Source organism: Nocardioides alkalitolerans DSM 16699, from assembly GCF_000426525.1.
GTDB classification, from domain to species: Bacteria; Actinomycetota; Actinomycetes; order Propionibacteriales; family Nocardioidaceae; genus Nocardioides; species Nocardioides alkalitolerans.
Window position 1 is genome coordinate 619118 of the sequence record NZ_KE384533.1, and the last position, 24990, is coordinate 644107.

Below are 24990 nucleotides of genomic sequence, written 5' to 3' on the forward strand. Positions count from 1 at the left end.
GACCCCCGGACCCGGCGGACGTGTCGAGCCGGTCGAGCTGCAGACGTCCATGCAGCGCGCCTACATCGACTACGCCATGGCGGTCATCGTCGGGCGCGCGCTGCCCGACGTACGCGACGGCTTGAAGCCCGTGCACCGTCGGGTGCTCTACGCGATGTACGACGGGGGCTACCGCCCCGACCGCGGGTTCTCCAAGTGCTCCCGCGTCGTCGGCGACGTGATGGGTCAGTACCACCCGCACGGCGACACGGCGATCTACGACACCCTCGTGCGCCTCGCGCAGCCGTGGGTCATGCGCGCCCCGCTGGTGCAGGGCCAGGGCAACTTCGGCTCGCCGGGCAACGACTCCGCCGCGGCGATGCGATACACGGAGTGCCGGATGGCGCCCCTCGCGCTCGAGATGGTGCGCGACATCGAGGAAGACACGGTCGACTTCCAGCCGAACTACGACGGCCGGTCGTCGGAGCCGACGGTGCTCCCCGCGCGCTACCCGAACCTGCTGGTGAACGGCTCGGCCGGCATCGCGGTCGGCATGGCGACGAACATCCCGCCCCACAACCTCAAGGAGGTGGCGGCGGGCGCGCAGTGGGCGCTCGAGCACCCCGACGCCTCCCGCGAGGAGCTGCTCGACGCGCTGCTGGAGCGCATCAAGGGCCCCGACTTCCCGAACGGCGCGACGATCGTCGGCCAGCAGGGCATCGAGCAGGCCTACCGCACCGGGCGCGGCTCCATCACGCAGCGCGCGGTCATCGACGTTGACGAGGACAACAAGGGCCGCACGATCCTCGTGATCACCGAGCTGCCCTACATGGTCAACCCCGACAACCTGGCCGTGAAGATCGCCGAACTGGCGGACTCCGGCAAGGTGCAGGGCATCTCCGACGTACGCGACGACACGTCCGACCGCACGGGCCAGCGCCTCGTCGTCGTGCTCAAGCGCGACGCGGTCGCCCGCGTGGTGCTCAACAACCTGCTCAAGCACACCGAGCTGCAGACGAACTTCAGCGCCAACATGCTGGCGCTCGTCGACGGCGTGCCGCGCACGCTGAGCATCGACCAGTTCATCAGCAACTGGGTGACGCACCAGATCGAGGTCATCCAGCGTCGTACGCGGTTCCGCCTGCGTCGCGCCGAGACCCGCGCCCACATCCTGCGCGGCCTCGTGAAGGCGCTCGACGCGCTCGACGAGGTCATCACGCTCATCCGCAACTCCCCCGACGCCGACGCCGCGCGCACCGGCCTCATGGAGCTGCTGGACGTCGACGAGGTGCAGGCCAACGAGATCCTCGCGATGCAGCTGCGGTCGCTGGCCGCCCTGCAGCGCCAGAAGATCATCGACGACCTCGCCGAGATCGAGCTGCTCATCGCCGACCTCAAGGACATCCTGGCCAGCGAGGCGCGCCAGCGCCAGATCATCGGCGAGGAGCTGGGCGCGCTGGTCGAGAAGTACGGCAACGACCGCCGTACGCAGATCATCGCCGCCGCCGGCGACATGTCGATGGAAGACCTGATCCCCGACGAGGACCTGGTCGTCTCCATCACGCGGGGCGGCTACGCCAAGCGCACGAAGTCCGACCTCTACCGCACCCAGAAGCGGGGCGGCAAGGGCGTGCGGGGCGCGACGCTGCGCGGTGACGACGTGGTCGAGCACTTCATCTCGACGACCAACCACCACTGGCTGCTGTTCTTCACCACGGCCGGTCGCGTCTACCGCACGAAGGCCTACAACCTCCCGGAGGCGTCGCGCGACGCCAAGGGCGGTCACGTGGCCGGGCTGCTCAGCTTCCAGCCCGACGAGGACATCGCGCAGGTGCTCGCGATCCGCGACTACGCGCAGGCGCCGTACCTCGTGCTGGCCACGCGCAACGGCCTCGTGAAGAAGACCCGCCTGGCCGACTACAACTCGCCGCGGCAGGCCGGCGTCATCGCGATCAACTTCCGCGAGGACGACGACGAGCTCATCGGCGCCGAGCTGGTGGACGACAACGACGAGATCCTGCTGGTCTCCCGCAAGGGCCAGGCCATCCGGTTCCAGGCCGACGACTCGCAGCTGCGCCCGATGGGCCGCGCGACGTCGGGCGTCACGGGCATGAAGTTCCGCGAGGGCGACGCGATGCTCTCGATGTCGGTCATCCGGTCGTCGCAGGTGCAGGCCGAGCAGGAGGCCGAGGCAGCTGCCGCGGCTGCCGGCGAGTCGACCGACGCGGGCGACCTGCCGGGCGTGAAGGAGCAGTACGTCTTCACGATCACCGACGGCGGCTTCGCGAAGCGCACACGCATCAGCGAGTACCGCTCGCAGTCGCGCGGCGGGCTCGGCATCAAGGCGATGGCGCTGGCCAACGAGGACCGTGGGTCGCTCGTGGGCGCGTTCATCGTGGAGGAGGGTGACGAGGTCATGCTCATCACCCAGGCCGGCCAGGTCGTGCGCAGCCCGATCAACGCCGACTTCCGCGCCACCGGTCGCTCGACCATGGGCGTGAAGTTCGTGAGCCCGAAGTTGGGCGACGCGGTCGCCGTGGTGGCCCGCTCGGTCGAGGCCCGCACGGAGGAGCTGCTCGAGGAGGAGGCGGCCGAGCAGGGTGACGCGGTCGACTCCGGCGAGGTCGGCGAGACCGCGGGGGATTCGGCGGCGGATGCAACAATCTCCGAGGACGCGACCGAGAACCAGACCGTGAACGACGCAGACGAGAGCGAGGGTGAGGCCTGATGAGCGACAGCACGCCCCGCTCCGGAGCACCCACCACGACCGGCGACCTGCCGACGAACCCCCGCGGGGGAGCGCCGCGCAAGACCGCCGCGAAGAAGGCTCCGGCGAAGAAGGCGCCCGCCGAGCGGGCTCCGGCGAAGAAGGCCGCCACCGGTGGGGGCGCGTCGTCGACGACCGCCACCACCGAGACGCGCAAGCGTCGCGTACGGCGGGCCCGGCTCCGCCTCACCCGCATCGACCCCTGGTCGGTCATGAAGACGGCGTTCCTGCTGTCGATCGCCTTCGCGGTCGTCACGGTCGTGTCGGTCTTCATCGTCTGGTCGGTGCTCGGCGCCGCGGGCGTGTGGGACTCGATCAACTCGACCATCGCCGACCTCCTGGGCTCGGGCACCGACGGCGCGGGCGACTTCGACGTGCAGAACTACGTAGGCATGGAGCGCGTGCTGGGCTTCACGATGCTGATCTCGGCGGTCGACGTCGTGCTCATCACCGCGATGGCCACCCTGGGTGCCTTCCTCTACAACATGGCCGCCGCGCTCCTCGGCGGCATCGAGGTCACCCTCGCGGAGGACGAGCGCTGAGCAGCGCAGACGTCGTACGGGCCGTTTTGTCGGCCACCGATGCGTTGGGGTAATGTCACGCCTCGGCGTACGGCGTACGCCACGCGAAGTCTGCCTCTTGGACGTCGCACCCCGGGCCTATAGCTCAGACGGTTAGAGCGCTTCCCTGATAAGGAAGAGGTCACAGGTTCAAGTCCTGTTAGGCCCACCACCACGACCACCGCCCCACGGGATTCCCGTGGGGCGTTCGTCGTTCTCGGGCCGGTAGCGTTATCGGGGTGAGCGCGAAGAAGCGGGGCCGGCGTCGTCGGTGGCCTGCGGTGCGTGCGGATGACTTTCTGCTCCCCGAGCTCCCGGAGCCGTACCTGCTGCGCTGCGGCGTCCGCCTCGGCCCGGGGCAGGGAGCGACGAGCCTGGTCTTCCGCCTCGAGCTGCGCCGGCGGGGCAGGGTGCTGAGGGTCGTGCCGTGGTCGCGCCTGGTCATGCACGAGGACCACCTCGAGTGGGGGGTGCGCACCGCCAAGTCCCGGCGCTGGGCGGTGGCGACGTTCCTGCAGCGCGTGGTCGACGAGGGGTACGTCGAGAAGAGCGACGTGCCCGCGAAGGCGTTGCGGAAGCCGTAGGTCCGGGCCGCGTGCGATCCGTCGGAGACGTCGTCACGCCTCACCGACGTCAGCCGATGACACCGCTCGCCGTGAGCACGACGAGCGACAGCACGACGACGGCGATCGCTGCGACGCCGAACACCACGGCGACCGCGCGCGCGATGTCGGCACGCAGCGGCTCGTCCCGCAGTCGTCGGCTCTGCCTGCCCACGGCTTTCCAGACCTCCGAGCCCGCGAGCGAGCCCGTGACCTCCTCGAGCAGCCCCCACTGCTCGGCCCACCGACGCTCGGAACCCGCTGCCGGCGATCGGCCCGCGAGCAGGGAGAGGCTGCGGTTCTTGATCTCGATGTCGAAGCTGCGTCCGACGCGCTGGAAGAGCGCCACGATCTCCGCAGTGAAGAACGCACGAGCGGCAGCTTCGCCGCCGTCGGCGACGAACAGCCGGAAGTCGCGTCCCCCGCCGACATCGACGCGCTGCGACCGGTGCCACTGGTCGGGAGCCACCCTCACGCCGAGGACCCGCGAGAGGTGCCCGAAGCTCACGATCATGTGCGGCAGCCGCTCGGGAAGTCGGATGACGACGTATCCGTGCCGCCGACCACCCGGTGCCCGGTACTGGGTCGACACCTGCGACGACAGGTGCCCCATCTCGAACGGGATGCCATGGAGCGTGCCGGCCACGACCCCGAACCGCTCGTGCTCGGCTCCATAGGCGAACGGCGTGCCGCTGTGTCCGCCCGTTCCGGTTTTCCACAGCCAGAACCTGCCACCCAGCGATGCGGTCAGCTGCTGCAGCCGTGCGACGGCGCGCGGTGAGAAGTTGACGATGTTGCGGATCGACGCCGCGCAGACGAGCGCCGCCGGGACGGTGACGGCGAACAGCAGCCCCGACATCTGCTCGAGCACGAGGAGGTTGCCGGCCAACGTCGCGAGTGCCGTGCCAGCGCCGATGAGCGCTGCGATCCGCGGACCTCGCATGAGCGTCGCGTAGCGCGCTGCTGCGTCGTCCGCGGGGGTGTGAACCGATGCTCGGCGACCGACGGTCATCGCGTCGTCGCCTCCTTCAGGGTCGGTCGTCGTCAGACGGTCCCGCATTCTTTCATCGGAGCGGCGCGACCATGAGGGCGGACATGGCGATGCGCGCTGCCGGACGTGCGACCGGCCGGGCCCGTCGATGACGACGGACCCGGCCGGGACGAGGGGTGGGTCAGAGAGCGGGACCGAACCCGGAGCAGGTCGGCTGGAAGCCCGCGGGCCCGTCGTTGAGCGCGTTCACCGTGAGCTGCAGCGTGGGCTCGTCGAGGAACAGCCCGACGTGGCCGACGCGGCTGGCCGGGCAGAGGTCCTGGAGCACGACGTTCTCGGCTCCGGCGATCGACTGGGTCTGGTACGGCGTCACGACGGTGTCGTAGCGCGTCTGGATGGTGAGGTAGTCGGGGCCGGCCGGGACTGTCGGGTCGGCGTGCAGGTTGTTCATGAACCGGCTGCCGCGCGCCTGGTCGGTGAGGCCCGGCGCCTGGAGCAGGCCGGCGAAGCCCTCGACGAAACCGAGGATGCGCAGCGAGCTGCCGAGGGTGGCGAGGCCGTTGAGCGTCGTACCGTTCTGGCTGCCGCCCCACGCGACGTAGTCGTCGACCTTGTTCGCGCCGCCACCCTGCTTGATGTAGGCGTAGGCGACGAGCCCGCCCTGGCTGTGGCCGACGACATCGACCTTGTCGGACCCGGTGCGGCTGCGTACCTGGTCGACGAACGCGCCGAACGAGGCGACGGACCTGTCGACCGCCCCGAGCCCGCCGATGCGGCCGAGCGAGGGGAGCGTCATGCCGTAGTTCTGCGCGTAGACGCAGTAGCCCTCGTTGCGCAGCCGCGGCGCGAGCTTCACGAAGTTGGACCCGAGGTTCACGAAGGTCGCGTGCTCGAGCACGACCGGCTGGGGGTGCTCGGGGCTGGGCACGCAGTTCCAGTCGTTGACCCCGCGCAGGTAGCCGGGGCTGACGATGAAGTTGGCGACGGCGGTGGCGAGATTGCCCTCTTTGTACGTCGTCGTGGCGGCCTGCGCGGCCGTACCGGAGCCGGCGGCGAGCGCGCCGAGGCTGAGCGTGAGGGCGCACGCGGCGGTGCGGAGCAGCTTCTTCATGGTTCTCCCGAGGGTCCTCGGCGGTCACCTCAGTGTGACGCGCGTTACTGGACAGTAGCCCGACTCCGCCGGTGCGTCACGGGTGAGATCGGTGCGGTAACCTCGCCAACGGCTCTGTCGCTCCAGGAGGACTGCATGAAGAAGATCATCATCGCCCTGCTCACCGCGGGTGGCGTCGTGCTCGCGAAGAAGAAGCTCGACGACAGCAAGGCCGAGCAGGCCCTCTGGGCCGAGGCGACGGACCCGGTCAAGTAAGTCTGTTGGCCGCCTGAGGGCGGTCGATTCCGGTGGTTGAGGAGCTCGCGAGCGCTAGCGAGTGGGCGTCTCGAAACCACCACCTCCCGGTGACGACGACTCGGCGGAGTCGTCACCCGAGGGGCCTTGGCGCAATTGGTAGCGCACCTGCTTTGCAAGCAGGGGGTTAGGGGTTCGAGTCCCCTAGGCTCCACCTCGAGTACTCGCAGGTCAGTTTGCGGTTCTTTCACACGTTGAGGTTCATCCCCCGCCGCCGCTTGGAAACCTCGGGGGACTGGTGGGGAACATCTCCAGCTGGCTGAACTCAAGTTCGCCGCTGCTACCTAGGCCTCACGGTGCTCTCGCCAGCATGCCGGTTGAAGAGAAAGAAGCGCCAGGCGGTTGCTACCACTCCCGACACGTCACGCGCCCGAAACGCTCGTTCCGCTACTGCGGCCGTCGCTGACTCCCGTGCCGGCGAGCGCGAAGAGCGCGTGGGCACGGAGCCGGTGGATCGAGGTGCCCTCGCTGCTGGTCTCTTGCACCGCCCTTCTGAATGGTGCCGGCGATGTTCTCTTCTGCGGTCATGACCCTCCGCGGAACCGGTGCGCAGCGACACGGTGATGGCGACGGTCCGGAACAACATCACCAGGGTGCGCCGCAGACGACCTCGATGCCGTCCGCCTTGGGCGACGAACCGCCCGGGTCAGACTCGAGTCGATCGACCGCGTGATCGACGTACGCACGGTGAAGGCCCGGCGAGCACGGATTTCGACTCGATAGTCCAAATTCAACCCGCCCCGCCCCGCCGCCAATTCGCCGACCCTTGCTAGTTCTTGCTACGTCGCGGGAAAATGGGCTGCCACGAGCTCATGCTGCCGCCGGCCCACAAGGCCGTCAACGCAGCCGTTGGGGTGTTGAACATCGATGTGAATAACAAGGCGTGGCCGCCATAGCCCAAGGCGCGGTCCTGACGCCACTGATCACTTCGCGTCTTCCCGTGATGGTTGGTAAGCGCCCGGGCACCAGCTTCGCGCATGAAACCTTCGAAGCGTTCGAACTTTTCCTCGTCGCCAAACACTGAGGTGAGCGTCGGGATGTCCGCTTCACGAATGTGGACATGTACCTTCGCGTCGATGGAATGTTCCGCCAGAAACTCCTCCAACGTCGGTCGCCCCTCGTCCAGACCAGCTACATAGGCGAACCCGACCTTTCGGGCTCGAAGCCGATCCTGGTCGGCGGCCGTGAGGGTGTCGCGCTCCTCGTTCAACGTCTCCGTTGTTTCCAAGGCCAGCCAGTTCTGGATGATGTCCTTCGTCTGGCTCCCGCGGCCGATGAAGTCGTCCACGAACAGGATGGGCTCGTCGGCAGCGAGGGCATCGCTCAACGTCCGCGCCTTGACGCCGTACTTGGCGGCTACGTCGAGTGCGAAGTTAATGTAAATCGAGGATGAGTCCTTCGGTGACCCGAGCGCGCAGAGACTCGCACCCACGAAGTCGGGATGATCGTCGATGAACGCTGCGGTCGCGTCGGCGACGTCGTCGCGTGAGATCTGCTTGGTTTCACTGACCGTCCGAAGCGCCAGATCCGTAAGATCGTCATCGAACTGTTTGACAAAGTTGCGCACCCGAACGGCTGCCAGCAGCTCCGGCACCGGCTCGTGCTGCTTCAAGACTGGACCCGCATAACTATGAAGCTTCCGGCCTGCTTGCTCGACTCTGGCCGAGAAGCCTGCTCGCGCGAACGAGGGCGGGTCGGGCCGCAAGTCCTGGGGAAGGTTGTCGTAGAAGCCTTTCGCCCTGAGATCACGCCTGATGGCATCCAGGACGCGCTTGTGCTGCTTGGCGTAGGGCAACATCGAGACGGGTATGTGAACTTTGCGCTCTACCCGCAACTCGATCTCTGCTGCCAGAAAGACGTACGGCGCGATCTCTGCGGGACAGAAAATGTGGCCAAGATCGTGTGTCGCGATATAGGCATCAGACCAGCCCGAAGTCTCGGGCGCGTCGTCGGTGACGCTGGTCAACGTGCCGTCCTCATCGATGAGGAACGCGTGGTCGTTATCCGTTCCGATCGTCTTGGGAGCGGGTTTAGGCGGGCTGAGATGTACGTATGCCTCGAGGTGGGGCTCGAACTCAGCCAGCAAATCCGCCTTGTCCAACAGGAGAATCAGCTCTCGGAGTCGCTCGCATATTGCATCTCTAATCTTGCGCCTGGTTTGGGCCCGGCCGAAGTCTTGAAGGAACAGCTTCAGCCCCATCGCGTGTGCGCTGTCCTCCTTGAAGGCGTCGTTGGTCATGGTGCCGGCGATTGCAAAAGCGCGCGCGAAGAGCCGCCGCTCCCGGAGTCGCCGTGCCAGATCGGCAATAGTCGCGACCTGGGATGCCTCCGCTTCGTCAAGTCCGTCCAGTTCTTTGCCGATGAAACGGCAGATGGCGGCCACGTTCAGGTCGAGCAGCTGATCGTCGGTGAGGAGCAACGGCACGATGCCGGGACGGTGCGGTGACAGGTCGGCGAGTCGGCCGACGATCTCAAAAACGATCGCCTCGGCCGCTCGCACTGCGTGGTGGCGGTAGACCTTGTCGAACATCAAGACGCGTGCGAGCGACAGCTCCATAAGAGTGCTTCCGCCGGAGCGTGCCAATCCGGTGATGATGAATCCGCCGGGCCGGTCATCGAGTGACTGCTGCAGTTTCTGGGGGAGCTGTTCGGCCCTCGCCCGCGTAGCGCGTACTTTCTGGATGAGCCGGGTGACGTCAGTGACAATCGGGACGCCACACATCACCGCGTCCCGCGCGAGGTAGTCGAGCTTGTCGGCGTCGTAGGGCCCGCTGATCATTTCGCGAGCCAGGACCAACTCGTTGTCGATGGGCTTACCCACGATGAGACTCTGAACCTGTGACGCTTGGTCTTCACGGGGCGGGAGGCACAACTTCTCGCGAGCAAGGGCGAGCAACTCGGTGAACGCGGGCGAGCCAACGAGAAGATAGGAGGCAATCTCCGATAACTGGTTCTCGTGGGCGACCTCCGCATGGTCGCCAAACGCAGGAATTAGGTTGCGACACTCTTTGTTGCCAGCCAATGCATACTCCGACACGTGCGACATCGCACCGTGCCCGGTGTCGTGGCACAGGGCGGCTAGCCGCAGTGTTTCTACGAGTGGTTTCAGATCCGGCAGCCTGTCGGTGCTGCCTACAAGGTCGCGCTCGTTCAGGCTGTCCGCGATCTGCTGGACCTGGTGCACCACACCGATGCTGTGCTCGAGACGAGTGTGGCCGGCTCCCATGTACACGAGGTGCACGACACCGAGCTGACGGATTCGACGCAGGCGTTGCAGGAGTGGCGAGTCGAGTATGACGACCTCGAGTGGGTCCAATCGAATAGTTCCCCAGATGGGGTCGTTGAACTCTTTCGATTCGGCCGCGACGTTCCCGGAGCGGACGCGATCGATGTAGGGACGAAGCTGCGCCTCTGCAAAATCTTCGAGTGCCGCCCGATGCGCAGCAAGCAACTCATCTGGTTCCACTTGGTGGAGAGTAGTGGGTGAATCGCCCATAAGTTCCCCCATCCAGCATTTATCTGGATCGTCGGTCCTGGAACCGACGGACGCTAGAGACTGCTAGCACCGGCTCGACTAGCGGCGGTCGTAGCCGTCAACGTACGTGCTCGATCACCTCATCGATAGTCGAAGCCAGGTGATCCATGAGTGCCGCGAACGTGAATAGTTCTGGCGAGGCAGTCTTGCCCTGCTCGATCTTACGGACGGTTTCTGTCGAGACGTTGGCCAATCTGGCTAGCGCCTCCTGGCTGAGTCCCGCTTGCCGCCTCAGAGCAGAGAGGCGTCTGCCCAACCGACCCGCCCGGGCCAGCTGTTCAGGAGTAGATTGGGGTCGCGGCATCGCAATAACTATACTAGTGTAGTTATCAGGACTTGCTAAGATCGAACATTTGTTCGATCCTTACGATTGGTCTTGGCCTCGGACTTGGGCCAAGACACGTGACAGCATCGGCTCGATGCGCGTGACGTGTGGCGATGTATAGGGGAGAGTGGCGGTCGTGCAGGAAGAGCTCGAGGAACTGACGGCGGACGACTTCGTGCTCGGACTGTTCGCAGAGCTGACTCGTCGTCATACAGCGACGGTCTCCATGCGTGAGAAGGGCTTCTACGCCGCGATGAAGGCTAGCTTCGACCGACTTCAGGAACTGCTGGCAGCCAGCCCGGGGCAAGTTGAGATGACCTTCCGAGTCAAGCTCGACCCTCTCTATGGCGACAGCGCCGTAGTTCGCAACGCCATCAACGCCGCGGTCCAGCGGACGTTCTTGAGCTTCGACAACCCGGAGTTCGTGACCATTCGATCCAAGTTGGACGAGCGACAGGCCAGCGCGACCATTGACCACCTTCCAGGCAAGCGAGAGTGGTACTCGGAACTCGCCGACGTCTTCCTCAAGACTCGCGACGGCATGCTGACAGGCTGACGGCTCCTGCCCATAGGGTCGGTTCATGTTCGAGCGCACCGTCTCCTATGACGCCTACTTTCTCCCCGGCCCGCGGGAGCTCGATCCTGACGAGGCGCTCCGGACTGGTTTAAAGTGGCTCCTCGGACAGCCTGGCGAGCCGCTCGTGGTGCTCTCCCGCAAGGGCAATCTGTCCAACAACCGGATCCTCGAGCAGACTGTGAAGCGGCACAAGATCAAGGTCGCCGCCCCGCCTCGCATCCACCAACCGCGTTGGACCGGCGGATCGGTCCTCGTTGTCTGGGCCGGCGAGCGCGCCCTTCTCGACGTCGACAGCCACCTTGCCAACCAAACGAATGCCGTTTGCGTAATCGGTTGGGATGACGGAGTCCACGACACGTGGATCGCCGGTCACGCCGCCCGCGACCTCCGCAACCCGCAGATTCAGCTCTCTCCACCCGTTATCGATCGGGTCGTTGCGGTCGCGATGAAGCACGCTGGAGATGCCATCAACCACAACAATGCCCTCGTGACCGACTCCGAGAAGGCCATGGTTGTTCTCACGCTTAAAGAGCTTGTCCGCGGCGGTTACACGTACGACGTCGATCAGCTCGCCGCGTGGGCCATCGGTCAAGGCTGGTACCCGGCTGAGATTCCGCGGCTGCGGGAGTACGCCTCCAAGGTCCTGGAGGGTCGCTCTTTCAGGCTTCGCGACGCCTGGGGACCGAGCAACGGCACGGTCAAGCAGTGGGAAGCTGAGGCGGCGTCCCAAGCGGATTGAATAAATAAGGTCAGGAGCAACCCACCGGCCCTGGGCTTCGCCGTTCCTCGTCTGGAGGGATCAGTTCCTCTGATCTCGCGTCCGCCTTGGTGAACGCATCGGCGAGTTCGCTCGCCTCCGAGGCAGGCTCGACGCGAGTTGTCGGAGATTGTCACCGTTCCGACCGAGGCGCGTGTGGCGGCCTCGGCCAATCCATTGTGGACGGGTTTCATGAGGTTGATGCGGACCAGCTGTCAGCTCGCGTTGAGAAAGACCCGGTACCGGGCCTCCAGCAGTTCCCGATCGGGCTGCTGGGCTCGGCGTTCGGGAACCACCATCAGTTGCTTGCTGTGGAAATCCTGAATGCCGTGACGGAGCATCGGCCCGTCCACTTCGCGAAGAACGTCAGCGTTGACCCGAACCTCGTAGTCAGGTGTGATCCCGAGGATGCGCCTGTCGTACGCGGCGTGGTGGATCTTGCAGAGCGTGAGCCCGTTGGTCACGACCGGAAGACCGCCTGCGCCGTCCTCGTGAATATGCGCCGCGTCGAGAAGGTCGCTGTGCCGAAAGGCGCAGACAGCGCAGGAGGTGCGGTACGCCCGAAGTACTGCTGCTCGGAACGGACGCTGGTGCAAACGGATCTTTGTCAACTGCTGGCGGTAGGACGGGTCCATCTCGAGTTCGATCGACGGCCACTCGATGTCGGGCTGAGGCACGGCGTCGATGTCGACAACGAACTGGAGGTCATCGCGCTCTTCGCCCACGAGGTAGATCGGGTAGAGCGCGCTGTAACCGCCGCCCTGAACGCCGAGCCACCAGATCAGCGGCAGCCGCTCCATCATGGCTTCGCGTAACGCTCGGTTCTGCGAGTGGTGCGGGTCGTCACCCCGCATCTTGTACCGGTATAGGCCGTCGGCGCCTACAGCGTCGTCGTACGGGCGATCAGTGCCCTCGGGGCGATAGACAGTCCGGAACGATAGAGCCGCGCTGAGATGCCGTGGTTTCCAGATGCCCTGCTGAGTCGGCATCAACCGAGTGGTCTCGCCCGCCAGATGGAGGCCACTGGTGTCTTCCTGGCTAAAGCTCTCTTTACCTGCGGCGCGCTGACGGTCGAGCCAAGCAAATGCAGCGTGTCTGATCGACAGTTCGCGAAGTCGCTCGGCAGGCGTCACCAGCAGATCATCGCAGTGTTCTGTCGGCGACCGAGTTCGTTTGCCCAAGTAGGGCGACCTGACGGCAGCGAACGGGGTCAATGCCACTGGTAGCGTTCATACCGCCAGCCTGGCCTCGATACGTGTCCGGTCGGCGCGGCTCGCGCCGTACGAGACCGACCCCAGCGGCACGCCGAGCGCTCCGGAGATGACGCTCGCGACGTCCCCCTCGATCGCCTCGATCACCGGCCGAGAACCCAAGAGCTGAGCAGTTAACGCCCGCTGGTGCCCCAGGTCCTCGACGGGCCCGAGCGGCAAGGACGAGTACCGAGCGACCCCCACCGCCCCACCCGCCGCCTCGACGACGTCCAGGTGGCTCACCGCCACGCGATCCAACCCTCCGGAAGATCGGCACACCCGCGCGGCGTAGTCGAGCAGCGTCAGGTCGAGGTGGCCGACGCGCCAGTCGCCCTGGTAGTCGCCGTACGCGTTGTGGGGCTCGGGCAGCACCCCCGCCAGGGAGGCGTCCTCCGTCGGGAACGGACCCGCACCGTGGCGCGTGGCGTAGGCCCGCGTCGTACCCCAGACCTCACCCCGCTCCAGCCCGGCCGACGCCAGCAGGGCCTGGGCGGGCGCCGGCGTCACCGTCGACCACGTGGTGTGTGGGTGGAAGCCGCGGCACTCGTCGAGCAGCACCCCCTGCGACCCCTCGAACACCAGCGACCCGCGCTCGGCGGCGGACCGCAAGAAAAGAGAATCAGGTGAGATCGCCACCGCTCGCCCGAACTCCAGCAGCGTCACCGCCATCTGCCGCACGCTCGGCGCCTCGTGCACCCCGAGCGCCAGCAGCGGCTCGTAGAAGTCCGCCAAGGCCACGAGCTTCTCCCGCAGCACGGCGGGGTCCAGGCAGTCCCGCACCCGGATGGCAGAAGCGGTGACGGAAGAAGGCGCCGCGATCTCCTCCAGCACCTCGCCCTCTCGCAGACCGGCCGAGGCGGCCAGGTCGTACCAGCGCGTCTCCCCGATGCCCAGCCCGCAGGAGCCGTGCCGCGCGCCGCCCCGCAGGTCCTCGCGGGTGCGGTTCGCGGCCCGGTGCACCGGCGTCACGACGAGCGCGTCCGGGCTGACCGTGACGAGTCCCAACGGATCGCGCACCCCCAGCGCCTCCAGCTCCACGGCCTCCGCGGCCAGCGCCTCGGGGCTCACCAGCACGTGCCGGCTCAGGTAGGACGCCACCCCCGCGAGCGTCCCCGACCCGAACTGCCGGAACGTGTGGTGCGCACCGCCGACGACCACGTTGTGCGCCGCCTGCGCCCCGCCCGAGAACCGCACCACCGCCGCCACCCCGCCCCCCGCGCAGAGGTGGTCGACGGTCGCGCCCTTCGCCTCGTCGCCGAACCCGAGCCCGACGACGATCCGGTGCGGTTGCCTCATGACGGTGCCTCTCTCGAACGGTGGCGACGGGGTGGGGCGGGGCAGGGGGTACGGCTCACGCCAGGTCGTCGGGCGCGTCGCCGAGGCCGCGGGTGAAGGCGGCCGGCAGGCTGCTCGCCGTACCCGAGCGGGCAGGCGACGCCGAGCCGATCGTGGCCAGCGCGCGGCCCACGGCGGCGCCGCCCGAGCTGCCGACCTCGCGCAGGTCGTCGAGGCCCTCGTCCAGGTCGATGGACTCCTCGAGCAGACCCACGGTCAGCGCGATCAGGTCGCAGACGGCCGTCGGGTCGTCGAGCCGCAGCAGGCGCTCGCCGAGCAGCTGCTGCCAGTGGTCGTTGACCGTGGGGTTGTCGTAGTGCGCCGTCTGCTTCGGCAGCACGAAGAACACCTCCCAGCGCTCCTGCACCTCGCGCCACAGCGCCGCCGTGTCGAGGTCGCGGTGCACGTCGTCGCCGATCAGCTCGCGGACGTACTTCGCCCGCAGCCTCGGCTTGCACGTCTCGTCGCCGATGACGAAGAGGTAGCCCTTGCGGCCGCGCTTCTCCCACGCGTCCGTGGCCGTGTGGCGGGCCATGAAGTAGGCCGCCAGCTCGTAGGACTCGCTCATCTGGCCGCCGCCGTTGCCCTCGAGGAAGATCGAGCGCAGCTGCTCGTCCATCCGGTTGTCGGACTCGAACTGGCCCACCTGCAGCGGCACGTAGTCGGTGTCCGCGTCGCCGATGGCGCCGAACATGATCTGCGGGTCCTCCGCGTAGCCCTTGCGCTGCAGCAGCCCGTGCAGCTTCGCGAGCTCGGCCTGCATCCGCCGCGGCACCGTGCCCATCGAGCCGGTCACGTCGAAGAACACCGCGATCGGCGTGCTGTTCGGGTGCTCCACGGAGTCGCGCGACTCCCGGACGCCCGCGTCCTTCGGGTCGAGCGTCGGGTGGGCGCGCCACTCCGAGGTCGGCCGGCGCCGTACGTCGTCGCTGTAGCCGAAGTCCGTCGCCCCGCTGCGCCGGCGGAAGGTCGCCGCCGCCCGGTAGTCCTGGTCGCTCCACGCTCCGTTGCCCATGACTGTCTCCTTCTCTGTTCTTCGGGTGGTTGATCGGTCGGTGTGGTGGCTCGCCGTCAGACGGCGAGGTCGAACGGGCGGAACCGCCGCGCCCCGTAGAGGCCCTCCAGCAGCTCGTCGTACTCGCCCAGCAGGTCGGCCGCCCGCGGCCGCATGCCCGGCGCGGTCTGCCGGCAGCCCGTCGCGAACCGGCGCTGCGCCCGCTCGTCGGGCCGCAGCATCGTGAGCGCGAGCGCGCCGAGCATCGCGACGTCGCTGGCGGGGGTGAGCACGCCGCCGGGGGCGGTGGCCTCGGGCGGGTACGCCGCGGCCTGCGACGCGACGCGCCCCTGCGGCGGGTGTCCGGGCCGGGTCGCGAACGACCAGCCGGCCAGGACGACGCCGTGCTCCCGCGGATGGATCAGCACGTTCTCGGGCAGCACCGCGCCGTGCACGACCCCCGCCTGGTGGGCGCCGGCCAGGGCGCGCAGGAGGCGCCGCTGCATCCAGGCCCAGTCGCGGCCGTCGAGCCCGTCCGGCACGGCCTGCCGCACCTGCGCCAGGCTGTAGAACCCGTCGGCGCGGGTGAGCGAGCCGAGCACGTTGGCCTCGCGGCGCTCCTGCGTGGCGGGGTCGACGACGGTCGCGGTGTCGATCAGCCGCGGGAAGTACGGCGCCAGCCACCCCCCGTCGCGCGTCGCCGTCAGCTCGCCGAGGGCACGCAACGCGGTGCGCTCGTTGAGCAGGAACCTCGACGACGCCGGGCGCCGCGCCAGCTTCACGACCGCGTCGGCGCCGGCCACGTCGTACAGGTTCGCGACCGTGCCCTGCCCCACCAGCCCGCCGAGCCGGTAGGACCCGCGCCGCCCCCGCAGCGCGCCGGCGGTGCCGCCCTCGGCCTCGCGGGTCCAGGCCTCGTAGAACCCGGTCGCCTTCACGAACGCCGCGGTGGCGCGGGCCGGGTCGAGGCCGGCGGCGGGCCGGTCGGGGTGGAGGTGGAGGGCGAGCACCCGCTGCGTACGGCGGGCGCGGCGCCGCGCGGCGGTGTCGCTGCTCGGGGCGCCGAAGAGGTCGGCGGCGGTGGTGGCCCGCTCGACCTGCTGGAGGAGGGTTTCACTCTCGTTCATGACTTAGAGTCTGCGTGACAATTAATCGGAGCGCAAGGGGTTCGTGTCGATTCGACAAAATCTTTCTGGAGGGCGCCCCGGGTGGTCTACTCGTCCCCGTGTTCGCTCTGGTCAAGGCCCCGCAGGAGGTCCTCGCGGCGTCGGTGGTCGGGCTGGACTGGTACGAGATCGGGCCGACCGACCCCCGCGGCTGGACCGCCGTCTGGTGCCCCGACCCCGACGACCTCTCCGACGCCGAGCTCGACGCCGTGCTGGGGGAGTGGGACGTGGTGACGGTCGCGGCCGACTGGAACGACGTCGTGCACGCCTCGGTGCGGCTCGACGGCCACGTGACCCAGGGGTACGCGCCCTGGAAGGCCGAGGCCATCGGGATGACCGAGGTCGCGGTGGTGCTCGTCGAGCACTTCGTCGAGGTCGCTTCGGTGTCGGTCGAGGCCCGCGAGGCCGTGTGGGCGGTGGACCGGTTCCTCACCGAGATCCCCGACGTGCCCGTGCTCGTGCAGTCGTTGACGTTCCGGTTGCGCTGGGGAGCGACCGCCGCGCCGCAGATGACGTCCGCCGTGCTGCTCCACCCGCGGGTGTCGGCGGCCTCGTCGGGGGTCGTCGAGATGGGGGCGCGCTCGACCGGACCGGTGCAGGTCACCGCGCTCGACGGCGGCTGGACGGTGCACCAGCTCAGCCGGGGAGAGGGCGCCGAGAGCGTGGCCCGGATCGGGAGCGAGTTCGTCGCGCCCGACCAGGTCGTGGTGCTGCTCCAGCGGGGGCCGGGTGCGGCGCGGGTCGAGCTCCACCAGGGTGACCGCCCACTGGGTGCGGTGACGTGGGACGGCTGGATCCACTCGGAGGAGCTCGGTGGCTGGCCGGCGGAGCTCGTCCGGGTGTTCTCACCGGCGGACGGGCCCCGCCTCGACGTCGCCGAGGTCGCTGCCGCGGTCGAGGGCCTGGGTCCGGGCGATCCGCTCCGGCGGATGACGGACCTGCTCGACATCCCCGACCGGGCGGTCGTGCTGCTCGACGGCCCCGGCGTGGCGACGTACGACGAGACGCGCGGCGAGGTGGGGGCGCTCAGGTTCGGGATGGCAGCCGGCCGCAACACCTCGGCAGTGCAGCCGTGGGAGATGCCGCTCTGGGCGCACGTGCTGTGGGCCACCGCGACCACCGTGGTGATGCTGTTCTGCCTGGTCGTCCTGCTGGTGTTCGTGGAGGTGCTGGTCACCGATGGCGCCTCGTGGGACGAGCCGAGCGCGCTGCCCGAGGACTACGGGCTCACGGCGGTGTTCGGCGTGCTCACTCCGTTGCTGGTCTGGGGCACCGTACGGCGCTGGCGCCGCGTGGGCAGGGTGCGGCGCGACTCCCGGTGAGCCTCCCTAGGCTGGGCGCATGCACGATCCTCACTGCCCCGTCCCACGCCCGACCCGCATCTACGGGCGCGACGTCCTCACGAAGGACGAGCCCGTGCGCGCTGTGCTCCTCCAGCAGATCACCACGCACCTCGTGCACACCGGGTACGTGACGCTGGACGAGGCCCGGGACGCCGGGCGGGTGCTCGCCGAGCGGATGCGGGTGGACGAGGCGGGCGCCGTACGCGGCGTGGAGGAGGTCTGGGAGCGGAGGCTCGCGGAGCAGGCGGAGTGGGCCGACGAGGGTGACGCCGCCAAGGTCGCGATCGCGTTCACCGCGCTGCGCTCGGCGGGCTGGGCGGTGCGCGACGGCGTCGACTGCTGCCGCGACACCGGGCTGGAGCCGGTCGAGACCGAGCACGGACCCGACGACAAGTTCTACGTGATCCTCGGCGTGCAGGAGATGATCGGCGCCGTCGCGACCGGCACGCTGACGCTGTCGTTCTCGTTCCTCGACAGCGCGTTCGGCCACGTCCTCACACCCGAGCTGCTCGCCCTCGCGAACGCCGGTGACCGGGAGGCGCAGCGCTCCTGGCTGACTTCGGTCGAGGAGGCCGAGCGGCTGTCGGGCTCGGGCATCGTGCACGCCCTGTCGAAGGTCGGGCTCGACGTGCGCTGGGGCGGCACGGGCGGCGACATCATCGAGGTCGAGGTGCGCGACTGGCGCAAGCGGTTGCCCGGGTCGGCGTCGTACGACGTGGTTTGACCCCTCCGTCGACCGGAGACACCGGTGAGGGGTCGGCGCGGACGCGCCGGACGACTTCACCGACGGGGGACGAGATGACGACGTGGCCGGCAGACGCACGGGTGTGGCGCGAGCGGGAGGCGAAGGGCGAGGGCACGCCGTGGACCGAGGACGGCATCACGTTCCTCGCCGACGGTGAGGAGCCCGGGGTGCTCGACGACTCCTACCTCACCGCCGACGACCTCGCGAACCCCGACATCGCCGCCAACGTGGCCGCCAACCGGGAGACCGCGGCGCTCGTGACGTGGGTGGCGCAGCACGAGCAGGAGCAGGCGTACGGCTACTGGCGCGGCCCGGACGACCTGCCGCTCGCCGAGGCGCCGATCGTCCAGTTCGACAGCGAGGGGCAGTTCTACCTGCTCGAGGGACGCTCGATCAGCGAGGCCCTGAGCGCCGACGTCGACGGCTACCGGCAGGACTACGAGGACTTCGTGGCGCCCTGCCGCGCGGCCGGCGTCGAGATCGCCGCGGAGGTCGACGACCTCGAGGAGATCGAGCCGGCGGTCACGCCGGAGGAGTTCCACCAGCAGCGGTACGACGCGCACCGGGCGGGCTGAGGTCGTTCTCGCGGGTGCCCGAACGTTCGGAGAGATTTCGCGTTGTACGAACGTTCGTACAACGAGAATCCACGTCATGACCGGAGCCGACCTCGATCCCGGCTGCCCTCTGGACGACACGGGGGGCGGCGAGTGGGCGCGCCCGCTCGACGACGGGACGTGGGTCGGCCCGGACGGCGTCACGTGGCGTCGCCGGGGCGACCGCGAGCTGGACCTCACCGCCGTACGACGCCTGCTGCGGCGCGGCGCGCGGGTGTTCCACGCGTACGGCGTGACCCCGCACGAGCACACCGGTGGCGGGGTGGACGCCCTGCTCGATCGGCTCGAGCAGTTCCGAGCCGACAAGCTCGGACCGCACGCCTCGTTCCGGGTGGCGGAGCTCCGCGCGCCCGACCGCAGCGTGGTGGTGATGGTGCAGGAGGAGTGCTGAGCCTCAGGCAGCCGCGCCCATGCGGTAGCCGACGCCCCGCACGGTGTGGATCAGGCTGCGGTCGCCCGACGCCTGGGTGAGCTTGCGGCGGAGGTTGCCGATGTGGACCTCGACGAGGTGGGCGTCGCCGACCCAGTCGTTGCCCCACACGGTGCGCAGGAGGGCCTCGCGGGTCCAGACCCGGGCCGGGGTGCGCATGAGGTGGGTGAGCAGGTCGAACTCGGTGCGGGTCAGGTCGATCTCGTCGTCGGTGATGAACGCGCGGCGCCCGTCGACGTCGAGCGCGACCGCGCCGTGGCGCAGCACCTCGTGGCCCGCCGGCACGCTGAACCCGCCGATGACGGACGGCTCCTCGGAGCTAACGACGGGGTTGGCGCCGCTCGTGCCCGCAGCGGCGCCGCGGGGGCGGCGGAACATCGCGGTGACGCGGGCCTGGAGCTCGCGGGGGCTGAAGGGCTTGACGAGGAAGTCGTCGGCGCCGGTCTGCAGCGCCATCAGGCGGTCGACCTCGTCCTGCCGCGCGGAGACGACCACGAGGTAGGCGTCGGAGAACTCGCGCACCCGACGACAGACCTCGAGCCCGTCGATGCCGGGCAGGCCCAGGTCGAGGGTGATGAGGTCGGGCTCCCAGTCGCGGGCGAGCTGCAGACCGTCGCGGCCGGTGCCCGCCGTACGGATCACGAAGCCCTGCGCAGAGAGGGTGAAGTCGATGAGCGAGCGGATGTCTGCGTCGTCCTCGATCACGAGGGCGCGACGATCCGGACTGCCGTCTCCCGCCACTCCAGGTTCCACGATCAGCCATTCTGGCAGATCAGCGCGACGCGCGTGACGGAAGCGCGCCGCGAGCCCCCTCACCTGCCTCCGTACCCTGGTCGGGTGACGTCCCGTCTCCACCCCGCGCTGCGCCCCAAGGTGTGGCCCTTCCACGTGCTCGGCATCGCCGCGGTCGCCGTGGCGACCAGCCTCGGGCTCTGGCAGCACGACGCCTGGCAGCAGCACCGCGAGATGGCCGCCGTCGACCTCTCCGCGCAGGAACCCGTGCCCCTGGCGGGTGTCATGACGGCCGGAGAGCCCTTCCCGGGCGACGCGGTCGGCCTCCCGGTGGTCGTCGAGGGCACCTGGCGCCCCGACCTCACGCTCGTCGTCTCCGACCGCCGGCGCGACGGCGACATCGGCTACTGGGTCGTCACGCCCATCGCCGTACCGGCCTCCGAGACCGGCGACGGCGACGACCCAGAAGATTCCGACCCGTCGGTCGTCCCGGGCGAGTCGGGCACCCTCCTGCCCGTCGTGCGCGGCTGGTCGGCCACCGCCGACGACCTGCCCGCCGCCCCCGAGGGCGCCGTCGAGACGGTCGCCTGGCTGCAACCCGGCGAGGGCTCCGGCGCCACCGACGACGACGCCACCGACCGCGTCGTTCCCCAGATGCGGCTCGCCGACGTGCTGCGGCTGGTGGACGGTCCGATGTACGAGGCGTACGGCGTGGTGGCCGGCCCCGACGCGGCCAGCGGTCCCGTCGGGGAGGACCCGGTCAACCCCGGCACCGACGGCCTCGCCCCCGTCACGCCCGACGAGGTGCCCGCGATCAGCGCGTCGACCGGCCTGCGCAACCTGCTCTACGCCATCGAGTGGTGGGTGTTCGCGGCCTTCGCCGCGTTCGTGTGGTGGCGGTTCGTGAAGGACGAGGTCGACAAGGCCCGCCAGCCCGACGACGACGGCGCCCCCGGCCCGGACCTCGACGCCCCCGACCCGGCGACCAGCCCCGACCCGGCGACCGCGAGCGAGCTCGTCGAGGACCGCCGAGTACCGTCGGGCCCGTGAGAGGCACTCTGCTCCGCTATCGCGTGATGGCGTCCGTCGTCGGTGTCCTGCTCGTGGTGCTCATCCTGATCGGCGTCCCCCTCGCCAACTTCGACGGCACCTCGATGTGGGGCTTCATCCCCAGCACCCCCTCCTGGGTGACGCCCGGCTCGGGCGCCCAGGACCTCGGGGAGGCGATCACCCACAACCTCGGCGTGGCGCACGGCTGGCTCTACATGATCTTCCTGGTCACGGCCTTCCTGCTGGCCCGCAAGGCGCTGTGGGAGCCCGGCTTCACCGTCGTCACGCTGATCTGCGGCACCATCCCCGTGCTCTCGTTCTGGGCCGAGCACCGCGCCACCCAGCGCGTACGGCGCGAGTTCGCCCCCGAGCTCGCCTCCCCGACGACACCGACGACCCCGGCGGCCCCCCCGACCTGACCCGCGCCCGACGTACGACGGCGCCGCGCGCGCCGTACGCACACACAGAACCGGCCACGACCCCCTCGGGGATCGTGGCCGGTCCGGCGTTGCGGGGTGACTCAGGCCTTGTCGTCGCGGATGTCCACGACCTCGGCCGGGTCGTCCGGCGTGGTGACCGGGTGCGGCTCCTCCGTGGCGTCGGCGATGGCCTCGCCGGGCGTGGCGCCAGCGGCCTCCTCGGCCTTGGCCGCGGGAGCGGCCGGCGGCGGGGGCGGGGTGTAGCTGGACTGCCAGTTGTCCTCGGCAGAGCCCGCGGTCAGCTTCTTGACGGCGAACGCCGCACCGCCCGCGAGGAGCGAGAAGAGCACCAGCTTGCGCAGGCGGCCCTTCTTCTTCGGGGGCTCGCTCTGGAGGGACGCGACCTTGGTCTCGGCCTTGGAGAGCGTCAGCGCGGCCTTGGCGGCAGCGATGTCCTTGCCCTCGATGACGCGGGCCTTGCCCTCGGCGACGTACGGCGCCGCGGTGTCGCGGGCCTTGTCACGGGCGTCGGCGATGACCGGGGCGGCCTTGTCGCGCGCGTCGGCGATGACGGGCGCCGACTTCTCCTTGGCGGCGGCTACGGCCGCGGCGACCTGCGGGCGCACGTTCTCGGCGATGTCGATCGCCTGCTCCTTGGCCTGCTCGATGAAGGTCTTCTTCTTGCGAAAGCCCATCGGGTGAATCCCCTCTCGTCGGTTTCAGTCATTCGACCACGTGGACCCAAGAGTCGCCAGCGACCCCGCTCGCCACGTGGGCAGTCGCGGAGCGGTACCCACTCACCGGGCGGATAGCGCCCTCACCGCGCACCGGCACCGTTGGGGCGTCATGGGAAGATCGACGCCGAACCGGATCTGTACGGAAGATCGAACCGAAAGGCTGACATGGCTGACCTGAAGGCCACTCTCAAGACCAACCGTGGCGACATCGTGCTCAACCTCCTGCCCAACCACGCGCCGAAGACCGTCGACAACTTCGTCGGCCTCGCCGAGGGCACCAAGGAGTACAAGGACGACGCCGGCCGCAGCGGCGAGAAGTTCTACGACGGGCTCGGCTTCCACCGCGTCATCGACGGCTTCATGATCCAGGGCGGCTGCCCCCTCGGCACCGGCACCGGCGGTCCGGGCTACAAGTTCGACGACGAGATCCACCCCGAGCTCGTCTTCGACAAGCCCTACCTGCTCGCCATGGCGAACGCCGGCACGCAGTTCGGCAAGGGCACCAACGGCTCGCAGTTCTTCATCACCACGACGCCGACGCCCCACCTGAACCGCAAGCACACGATCTTCGGCGAGGTGGCCGACCAGGCCTCCCGCGACGTCGTGGACGCCATCGGCACCACGAAGACGGGCCGCGGCGACCAGCCGGTCGAGCCCGTCGTCATCGAGTCGGTCGAGATCACCCGGTCGTGACCCATCCCCCGGCCGGGGTGCCGGTCTGCTACCGGCACCCCGGGCGGGAGACGCACATCTCCTGCCAGCGCTGCGGCCGGCCCATCTGCCCGGACTGCATGCGCGACGCGGCGGTGGGGTTCCACTGTCCGTCCTGCGTCGCCGAGGGCGCCAAGTCCGTGCGGGCGCCGCGCACGCCGTACGGCGGGAACCGCTCCGCGGTGCCGGCCCTCACGTCGTACGTGCTCATCGCCCTCAACGTGGGCGTCTTCCTCGCCCTGCTGGCCGCCGGCGGCGCGAACAGCGACCTCGGCCGCATCCTCCTGCTGACGCCCCGCGGGATCTGCGAGACCGGCGGCGGGCAGTTCTACCCCGACGTCGCGAGCGCCCGGAACTGCATGGGCGTCGGCGTCTGGTCCGACGGCGTGACCTCCGGAGCGTGGTGGCAGCTCATCACCAGCGCCTTCTCGCACGTGCAGCCGCTGCACATCGCGTTCAACATGCTCGCCCTCTACTTTCTCGGCCCCCAGCTCGAGCGCGTCACGGGACGCGTGCGCTTCCTGGCCATCTACTTCTTCTCCGCCCTCGCCGGCTCCGTCGCGGTGCTGTGGCTCTCGGAGCCCTACTCGTCGACGCTCGGCGCCTCCGGTGCGGTCTTCGGACTCATCGGCGCCCTGCTCGTCGTGACGCTCAAGGTCGGCGGCGACCCCAAGCCGCTGGGCATCTGGCTCGGCCTCAACGTGGTGATCACGGTGGTCGGCTCGTCGTACATCTCCTGGCAGGGCCACCTCGGCGGGCTGCTCGGCGGCGTCGCCGCCACCTCCGTCATCGTGCTGGCGCCCCGCACGAGGCGCGGCTGGTTCCAGGCCGCCGGCATCCTGGCCCTCGTCGCGGTGCTGCTCGCGCTCGTCTGGCTGCGAACGCTCGAGCTCGCCTGAGGGCGGGACCGATCGTCCGGGGGCGGTAGCGACGGTAGTCCGTGACGATGTGCGGTCTCGTACGGCGTGTCGCCCGGCAGATCGTCACGGACTATCGGGTCGAGGGGGCCTGGCCCGAGGCAGCGAACCGGCCGGCACGCAGCACGACTTACACCGGTGTAGTTCTCCACAGGGGTTATCCACAGTGTGAATAACTTTCGCCGTGGAGAGCGGTCGCACTGGAACGCAGCACCGCCCGGGCACCATGAGGTACCCGGGCGGTGGTGGTTCAGACGTGCGACGTGGTGGTGCGGTCACTCCCACTTCGTGGCGTAGGAGAACCCCACGGCCATGAAGGCGATGCCGACCACCAGGTTGAGCTGGCCGAGGGCGCCGAAGACCCAGATGTCGTTGAGGTTGTTGCTGAAGATGTAGAAGGTGCAGATCCACAGCAGGCCGATGACGAAGCAGCCGAGCATGCCGACGACGACGCCGTTGCCGCGACCCAGCGGGGTCGAGCGGTGCGCGCCGACCATCAGACCGATGAGGATCGCGCCGAACCCGATCGCGTAGTTCCAGTGGTCGAGCTCCCACACCCAGCGGCGCGGGGCCTCGCCGTCGAGGTAGCCGAACCACTCCTCGGGCGGGTTCGGGCCGAGCGAGCGGTAGGTCATCGTGATGTAGACGATGCCGGCCACGATGAGCGCGATCATCAGCACGAAGCGCACCGTGAGGATCGGCGGGCGCTTGCCGATGCGCTCGATGTTCTCCTTCGACTTCCGCGTCTTGCCCTTGTCGGCCTTCGCCGCCGCCTTCGTGGCGGGGTTGCCCGACTTCTTGGACGCGGTCTTCGTCGTACCGGCCGTCTCGGCCTTCTTCGACGCGGTGCTCTTCGACGCAGCACTCGTCGACGCGGTGGTCTTCGAGGTGCCCGCGGACGTCGCCGTCTCGTCGGCCTCCGGGGTCTCGGACGGTGCGTCCGAGGTGCTCTCGGGCTCCGGCTGGGACTTGGTCACGACATCTCCTCGGATCGGCCGGCAGTGCAGGTTCGCACGCCGCGGGCTAGCGTAGTCGTCGTGTCGTCAGGT

25 protein-coding genes and 2 tRNA genes are annotated in these 24990 nt (G+C 69.0%); 16 read left to right on the forward strand and 11 right to left on the reverse strand.

Annotation, left to right across the window (positions count from 1 at the left end):
- Nucleotides 1–49 precede the first annotated feature (49 nt).
- The 4 genes from gyrA to K329_RS0119775 all read left to right on the forward strand — a co-directional run bounded on the left by gyrA (nucleotide 50) and on the right by K329_RS0119775 (nucleotide 3890).
- A complete protein-coding gene (gyrA, locus tag K329_RS0119760; RefSeq protein WP_245596680.1) occupies nucleotides 50–2707 on the forward strand; it encodes a DNA gyrase subunit A in 2658 nt (885 codons plus the stop codon).
- Nucleotides 2707–3288: a DUF3566 domain-containing protein gene (locus K329_RS0119765; RefSeq protein ID WP_028474400.1), complete on the forward strand. Its 582-nt coding sequence runs from the start codon at nucleotides 2707–2709 to the stop codon at nucleotides 3286–3288. Before gyrA ends, K329_RS0119765 begins: the two co-directional genes overlap by 1 nt.
- A 113-nt stretch (nucleotides 3289–3401) precedes the next feature.
- Nucleotides 3402–3478, forward strand: a tRNA-Ile gene (locus K329_RS0119770).
- A gap of 67 nt (nucleotides 3479–3545) precedes the next feature.
- On the forward strand, nucleotides 3546–3890 hold the full coding sequence (locus K329_RS0119775) for a hypothetical protein (RefSeq protein WP_157571844.1): 345 nt from the start codon (nucleotides 3546–3548) through the stop codon (nucleotides 3888–3890).
- A gap of 49 nt (nucleotides 3891–3939) precedes the next feature.
- On the opposite strand, the gene K329_RS0119780 is transcribed toward K329_RS0119775, so the two are convergent.
- A complete protein-coding gene (locus K329_RS0119780; RefSeq protein WP_157571845.1) occupies nucleotides 3940–4968 on the reverse strand; it encodes a hypothetical protein in 1029 nt (342 codons plus the stop codon).
- 112 nt (nucleotides 4969–5080) lie between these two features.
- Entirely contained in the window at nucleotides 5081–6010 is a 930-nt protein-coding gene (locus tag K329_RS0119785) for an alpha/beta fold hydrolase (RefSeq protein ID WP_043644283.1), read from the reverse strand.
- A 135-nt stretch (nucleotides 6011–6145) separates the two neighbouring features.
- Between K329_RS0119785 and K329_RS31530 the strand changes: the two genes are divergently transcribed.
- Together K329_RS31530 and K329_RS0119795 are read left to right on the forward strand one after the other, a co-directional pair.
- On the forward strand, nucleotides 6146–6265 hold the full coding sequence (locus tag K329_RS31530) for a DLW-39 family protein (RefSeq protein WP_211225913.1): 120 nt from the start codon (nucleotides 6146–6148) through the stop codon (nucleotides 6263–6265).
- A 120-nt stretch (nucleotides 6266–6385) separates the two neighbouring features.
- Nucleotides 6386–6458 (forward strand) — tRNA-Ala (locus tag K329_RS0119795).
- A 615-nt stretch (nucleotides 6459–7073) separates the two neighbouring features.
- On the opposite strand, the gene K329_RS0119800 is transcribed toward K329_RS0119795, so the two are convergent.
- Nucleotides 7074–9770 (reverse strand): phosphoribosyltransferase-like protein, encoded by a 2697-nt coding sequence (locus K329_RS0119800; RefSeq protein ID WP_169721619.1) that lies wholly within the window; start codon nucleotides 9768–9770, stop codon nucleotides 7074–7076.
- A 127-nt stretch (nucleotides 9771–9897) separates the two neighbouring features.
- Nucleotides 9898–10143 (reverse strand): helix-turn-helix transcriptional regulator, encoded by a 246-nt coding sequence (locus K329_RS32130; RefSeq protein WP_084541457.1) that lies wholly within the window; start codon nucleotides 10141–10143, stop codon nucleotides 9898–9900.
- A 157-nt stretch (nucleotides 10144–10300) separates the two neighbouring features.
- On the opposite strand from K329_RS32130, the gene K329_RS0119810 reads away from it, so the two are divergent.
- Nucleotides 10301–10720 carry a hypothetical protein gene (locus K329_RS0119810; RefSeq protein WP_157571846.1) on the forward strand — a complete coding sequence of 140 codons (420 nt, stop codon included), beginning with the start codon at nucleotides 10301–10303 and terminating at the stop codon, nucleotides 10718–10720.
- A 25-nt stretch (nucleotides 10721–10745) separates the two neighbouring features.
- Nucleotides 10746–11480, forward strand: coding sequence for a hypothetical protein (locus K329_RS0119815; RefSeq protein WP_028474407.1), 735 nt, complete (start codon nucleotides 10746–10748; stop codon nucleotides 11478–11480).
- A 233-nt stretch (nucleotides 11481–11713) separates the two neighbouring features.
- Here the strand turns inward: K329_RS0119815 and K329_RS0119820 are convergent, their stop codons facing one another.
- From K329_RS0119820 to K329_RS0119835, 4 genes are all read right to left on the reverse strand, one after another.
- Nucleotides 11714–12631: an HNH endonuclease gene (locus K329_RS0119820; RefSeq protein ID WP_028474408.1), complete on the reverse strand. Its 918-nt coding sequence runs from the start codon at nucleotides 12629–12631 to the stop codon at nucleotides 11714–11716.
- Nucleotides 12632–12727: 96 nt separating this feature from the next.
- Entirely contained in the window at nucleotides 12728–14044 is a 1317-nt protein-coding gene (locus tag K329_RS0119825) for an adenylosuccinate synthetase (protein WP_028474409.1), read from the reverse strand.
- Between the two features lie 55 nt (nucleotides 14045–14099).
- A complete protein-coding gene (locus K329_RS0119830) occupies nucleotides 14100–15098 on the reverse strand; it encodes a hypothetical protein (RefSeq protein ID WP_028474410.1) in 999 nt (332 codons plus the stop codon).
- 56 nt (nucleotides 15099–15154) lie between these two features.
- The gene (locus K329_RS0119835) at nucleotides 15155–16204 is read right to left on the reverse strand and encodes a protein kinase family protein (protein ID WP_028474411.1); all 1050 of its coding nucleotides are present in this window, start codon (nucleotides 16202–16204) and stop codon (nucleotides 15155–15157) included.
- Between the two features lie 98 nt (nucleotides 16205–16302).
- Here K329_RS0119835 and K329_RS0119840 point away from each other — a divergent pair, with 98 nt between their 5' ends.
- From K329_RS0119840 to K329_RS0119855, 4 genes are all read left to right on the forward strand, one after another.
- Nucleotides 16303–17565 (forward strand): hypothetical protein, encoded by a 1263-nt coding sequence (locus K329_RS0119840; RefSeq protein ID WP_028474412.1) that lies wholly within the window; start codon nucleotides 16303–16305, stop codon nucleotides 17563–17565.
- 19 nt (nucleotides 17566–17584) lie between these two features.
- Nucleotides 17585–18310 carry a DUF6891 domain-containing protein gene (locus tag K329_RS0119845; protein WP_157571847.1) on the forward strand — a complete coding sequence of 242 codons (726 nt, stop codon included), beginning with the start codon at nucleotides 17585–17587 and terminating at the stop codon, nucleotides 18308–18310.
- 74 nt (nucleotides 18311–18384) lie between these two features.
- A complete protein-coding gene (locus K329_RS29920; RefSeq protein ID WP_157571848.1) occupies nucleotides 18385–18906 on the forward strand; it encodes a hypothetical protein in 522 nt (173 codons plus the stop codon).
- Between the two features lie 76 nt (nucleotides 18907–18982).
- Nucleotides 18983–19336, forward strand: coding sequence for a hypothetical protein (locus tag K329_RS0119855; protein ID WP_028474415.1), 354 nt, complete (start codon nucleotides 18983–18985; stop codon nucleotides 19334–19336).
- Nucleotides 19337–19339: 3 nt separating this feature from the next.
- Here K329_RS0119855 and K329_RS0119860 read toward each other — a convergent pair whose 3' ends face one another.
- Nucleotides 19340–20080 (reverse strand): response regulator transcription factor, encoded by a 741-nt coding sequence (locus K329_RS0119860; protein ID WP_245596617.1) that lies wholly within the window; start codon nucleotides 20078–20080, stop codon nucleotides 19340–19342.
- A 132-nt stretch (nucleotides 20081–20212) separates the two neighbouring features.
- Between K329_RS0119860 and K329_RS28225 the strand changes: the two genes are divergently transcribed.
- Both K329_RS28225 and K329_RS28230 read left to right on the forward strand, forming a co-directional pair.
- The gene (locus tag K329_RS28225) at nucleotides 20213–21157 is read left to right on the forward strand and encodes an SURF1 family protein (protein ID WP_052337144.1); all 945 of its coding nucleotides are present in this window, start codon (nucleotides 20213–20215) and stop codon (nucleotides 21155–21157) included.
- Complete coding sequence (locus tag K329_RS28230; protein ID WP_211225914.1) at nucleotides 21154–21576, forward strand: DUF3817 domain-containing protein; 423 nt, start codon at nucleotides 21154–21156, stop codon at nucleotides 21574–21576. The genes K329_RS28225 and K329_RS28230 overlap by 4 nt, the downstream gene beginning before the upstream one ends.
- Before the next feature lie 101 nt (nucleotides 21577–21677).
- Here the strand turns inward: K329_RS28230 and K329_RS0119875 are convergent, their stop codons facing one another.
- Nucleotides 21678–22271 (reverse strand): hypothetical protein, encoded by a 594-nt coding sequence (locus K329_RS0119875; protein WP_028474417.1) that lies wholly within the window; start codon nucleotides 22269–22271, stop codon nucleotides 21678–21680.
- Nucleotides 22272–22478: 207 nt separating this feature from the next.
- Here K329_RS0119875 and K329_RS0119880 point away from each other — a divergent pair, with 207 nt between their 5' ends.
- Nucleotides 22479–23006 carry a peptidylprolyl isomerase gene (locus tag K329_RS0119880; RefSeq protein ID WP_028474418.1) on the forward strand — a complete coding sequence of 176 codons (528 nt, stop codon included), beginning with the start codon at nucleotides 22479–22481 and terminating at the stop codon, nucleotides 23004–23006.
- Nucleotides 23003–23923 (forward strand): rhomboid family intramembrane serine protease, encoded by a 921-nt coding sequence (locus K329_RS0119885; RefSeq protein WP_028474419.1) that lies wholly within the window; start codon nucleotides 23003–23005, stop codon nucleotides 23921–23923. Before K329_RS0119880 ends, K329_RS0119885 begins: the two co-directional genes overlap by 4 nt.
- A gap of 293 nt (nucleotides 23924–24216) precedes the next feature.
- Here the strand turns inward: K329_RS0119885 and K329_RS31790 are convergent, their stop codons facing one another.
- Complete coding sequence (locus K329_RS31790) at nucleotides 24217–24918, reverse strand: cell division protein CrgA (protein WP_245596619.1); 702 nt, start codon at nucleotides 24916–24918, stop codon at nucleotides 24217–24219.
- Nucleotides 24919–24990 lie beyond the last annotated feature (72 nt).

Excerpts from the sequence above, each read along its gene's own strand:
- K329_RS29920 (WP_157571848.1), top strand. The coding sequence starts at position 18,385 with ATGACGACGTGGCCGGCAGACGCACGGGTGTGGCGCGAGCGGGAGGCG.
- K329_RS0119875 (WP_028474417.1), bottom strand. The coding sequence starts at position 22,271 with ATGGGCTTTCGCAAGAAGAAGACCTTCATCGAGCAGGCCAAGGAGCAG.
- K329_RS0119780 (WP_157571845.1), bottom strand. The coding sequence starts at position 4,968 with ATGCGGGACCGTCTGACGACGACCGACCCTGAAGGAGGCGACGACGCG.
- K329_RS0119830 (WP_028474410.1), bottom strand. The coding sequence starts at position 15,098 with ATGGGCAACGGAGCGTGGAGCGACCAGGACTACCGGGCGGCGGCGACC.
- gyrA (WP_245596680.1), top strand. The coding sequence starts at position 50 with ATGCAGCGCGCCTACATCGACTACGCCATGGCGGTCATCGTCGGGCGC.
- K329_RS0119880 (WP_028474418.1), top strand. The coding sequence starts at position 22,479 with ATGGCTGACCTGAAGGCCACTCTCAAGACCAACCGTGGCGACATCGTG.
- K329_RS0119825 (WP_028474409.1), bottom strand. The coding sequence starts at position 14,044 with ATGAGGCAACCGCACCGGATCGTCGTCGGGCTCGGGTTCGGCGACGAG.
- K329_RS0119835 (WP_028474411.1), bottom strand. The coding sequence starts at position 16,204 with ATGAACGAGAGTGAAACCCTCCTCCAGCAGGTCGAGCGGGCCACCACC.
- K329_RS0119765 (WP_028474400.1), top strand. The coding sequence starts at position 2,707 with ATGAGCGACAGCACGCCCCGCTCCGGAGCACCCACCACGACCGGCGAC.
- K329_RS0119785 (WP_043644283.1), bottom strand. The coding sequence starts at position 6,010 with ATGAAGAAGCTGCTCCGCACCGCCGCGTGCGCCCTCACGCTCAGCCTC.
- K329_RS0119845 (WP_157571847.1), top strand. The coding sequence starts at position 17,585 with ATGCACGATCCTCACTGCCCCGTCCCACGCCCGACCCGCATCTACGGG.
- K329_RS0119855 (WP_028474415.1), top strand. The coding sequence starts at position 18,983 with ATGACCGGAGCCGACCTCGATCCCGGCTGCCCTCTGGACGACACGGGG.
- K329_RS31530 (WP_211225913.1), top strand. The coding sequence starts at position 6,146 with ATGAAGAAGATCATCATCGCCCTGCTCACCGCGGGTGGCGTCGTGCTC.
- K329_RS32130 (WP_084541457.1), bottom strand. The coding sequence starts at position 10,143 with ATGCCGCGACCCCAATCTACTCCTGAACAGCTGGCCCGGGCGGGTCGG.
- K329_RS0119815 (WP_028474407.1), top strand. The coding sequence starts at position 10,746 with ATGTTCGAGCGCACCGTCTCCTATGACGCCTACTTTCTCCCCGGCCCG.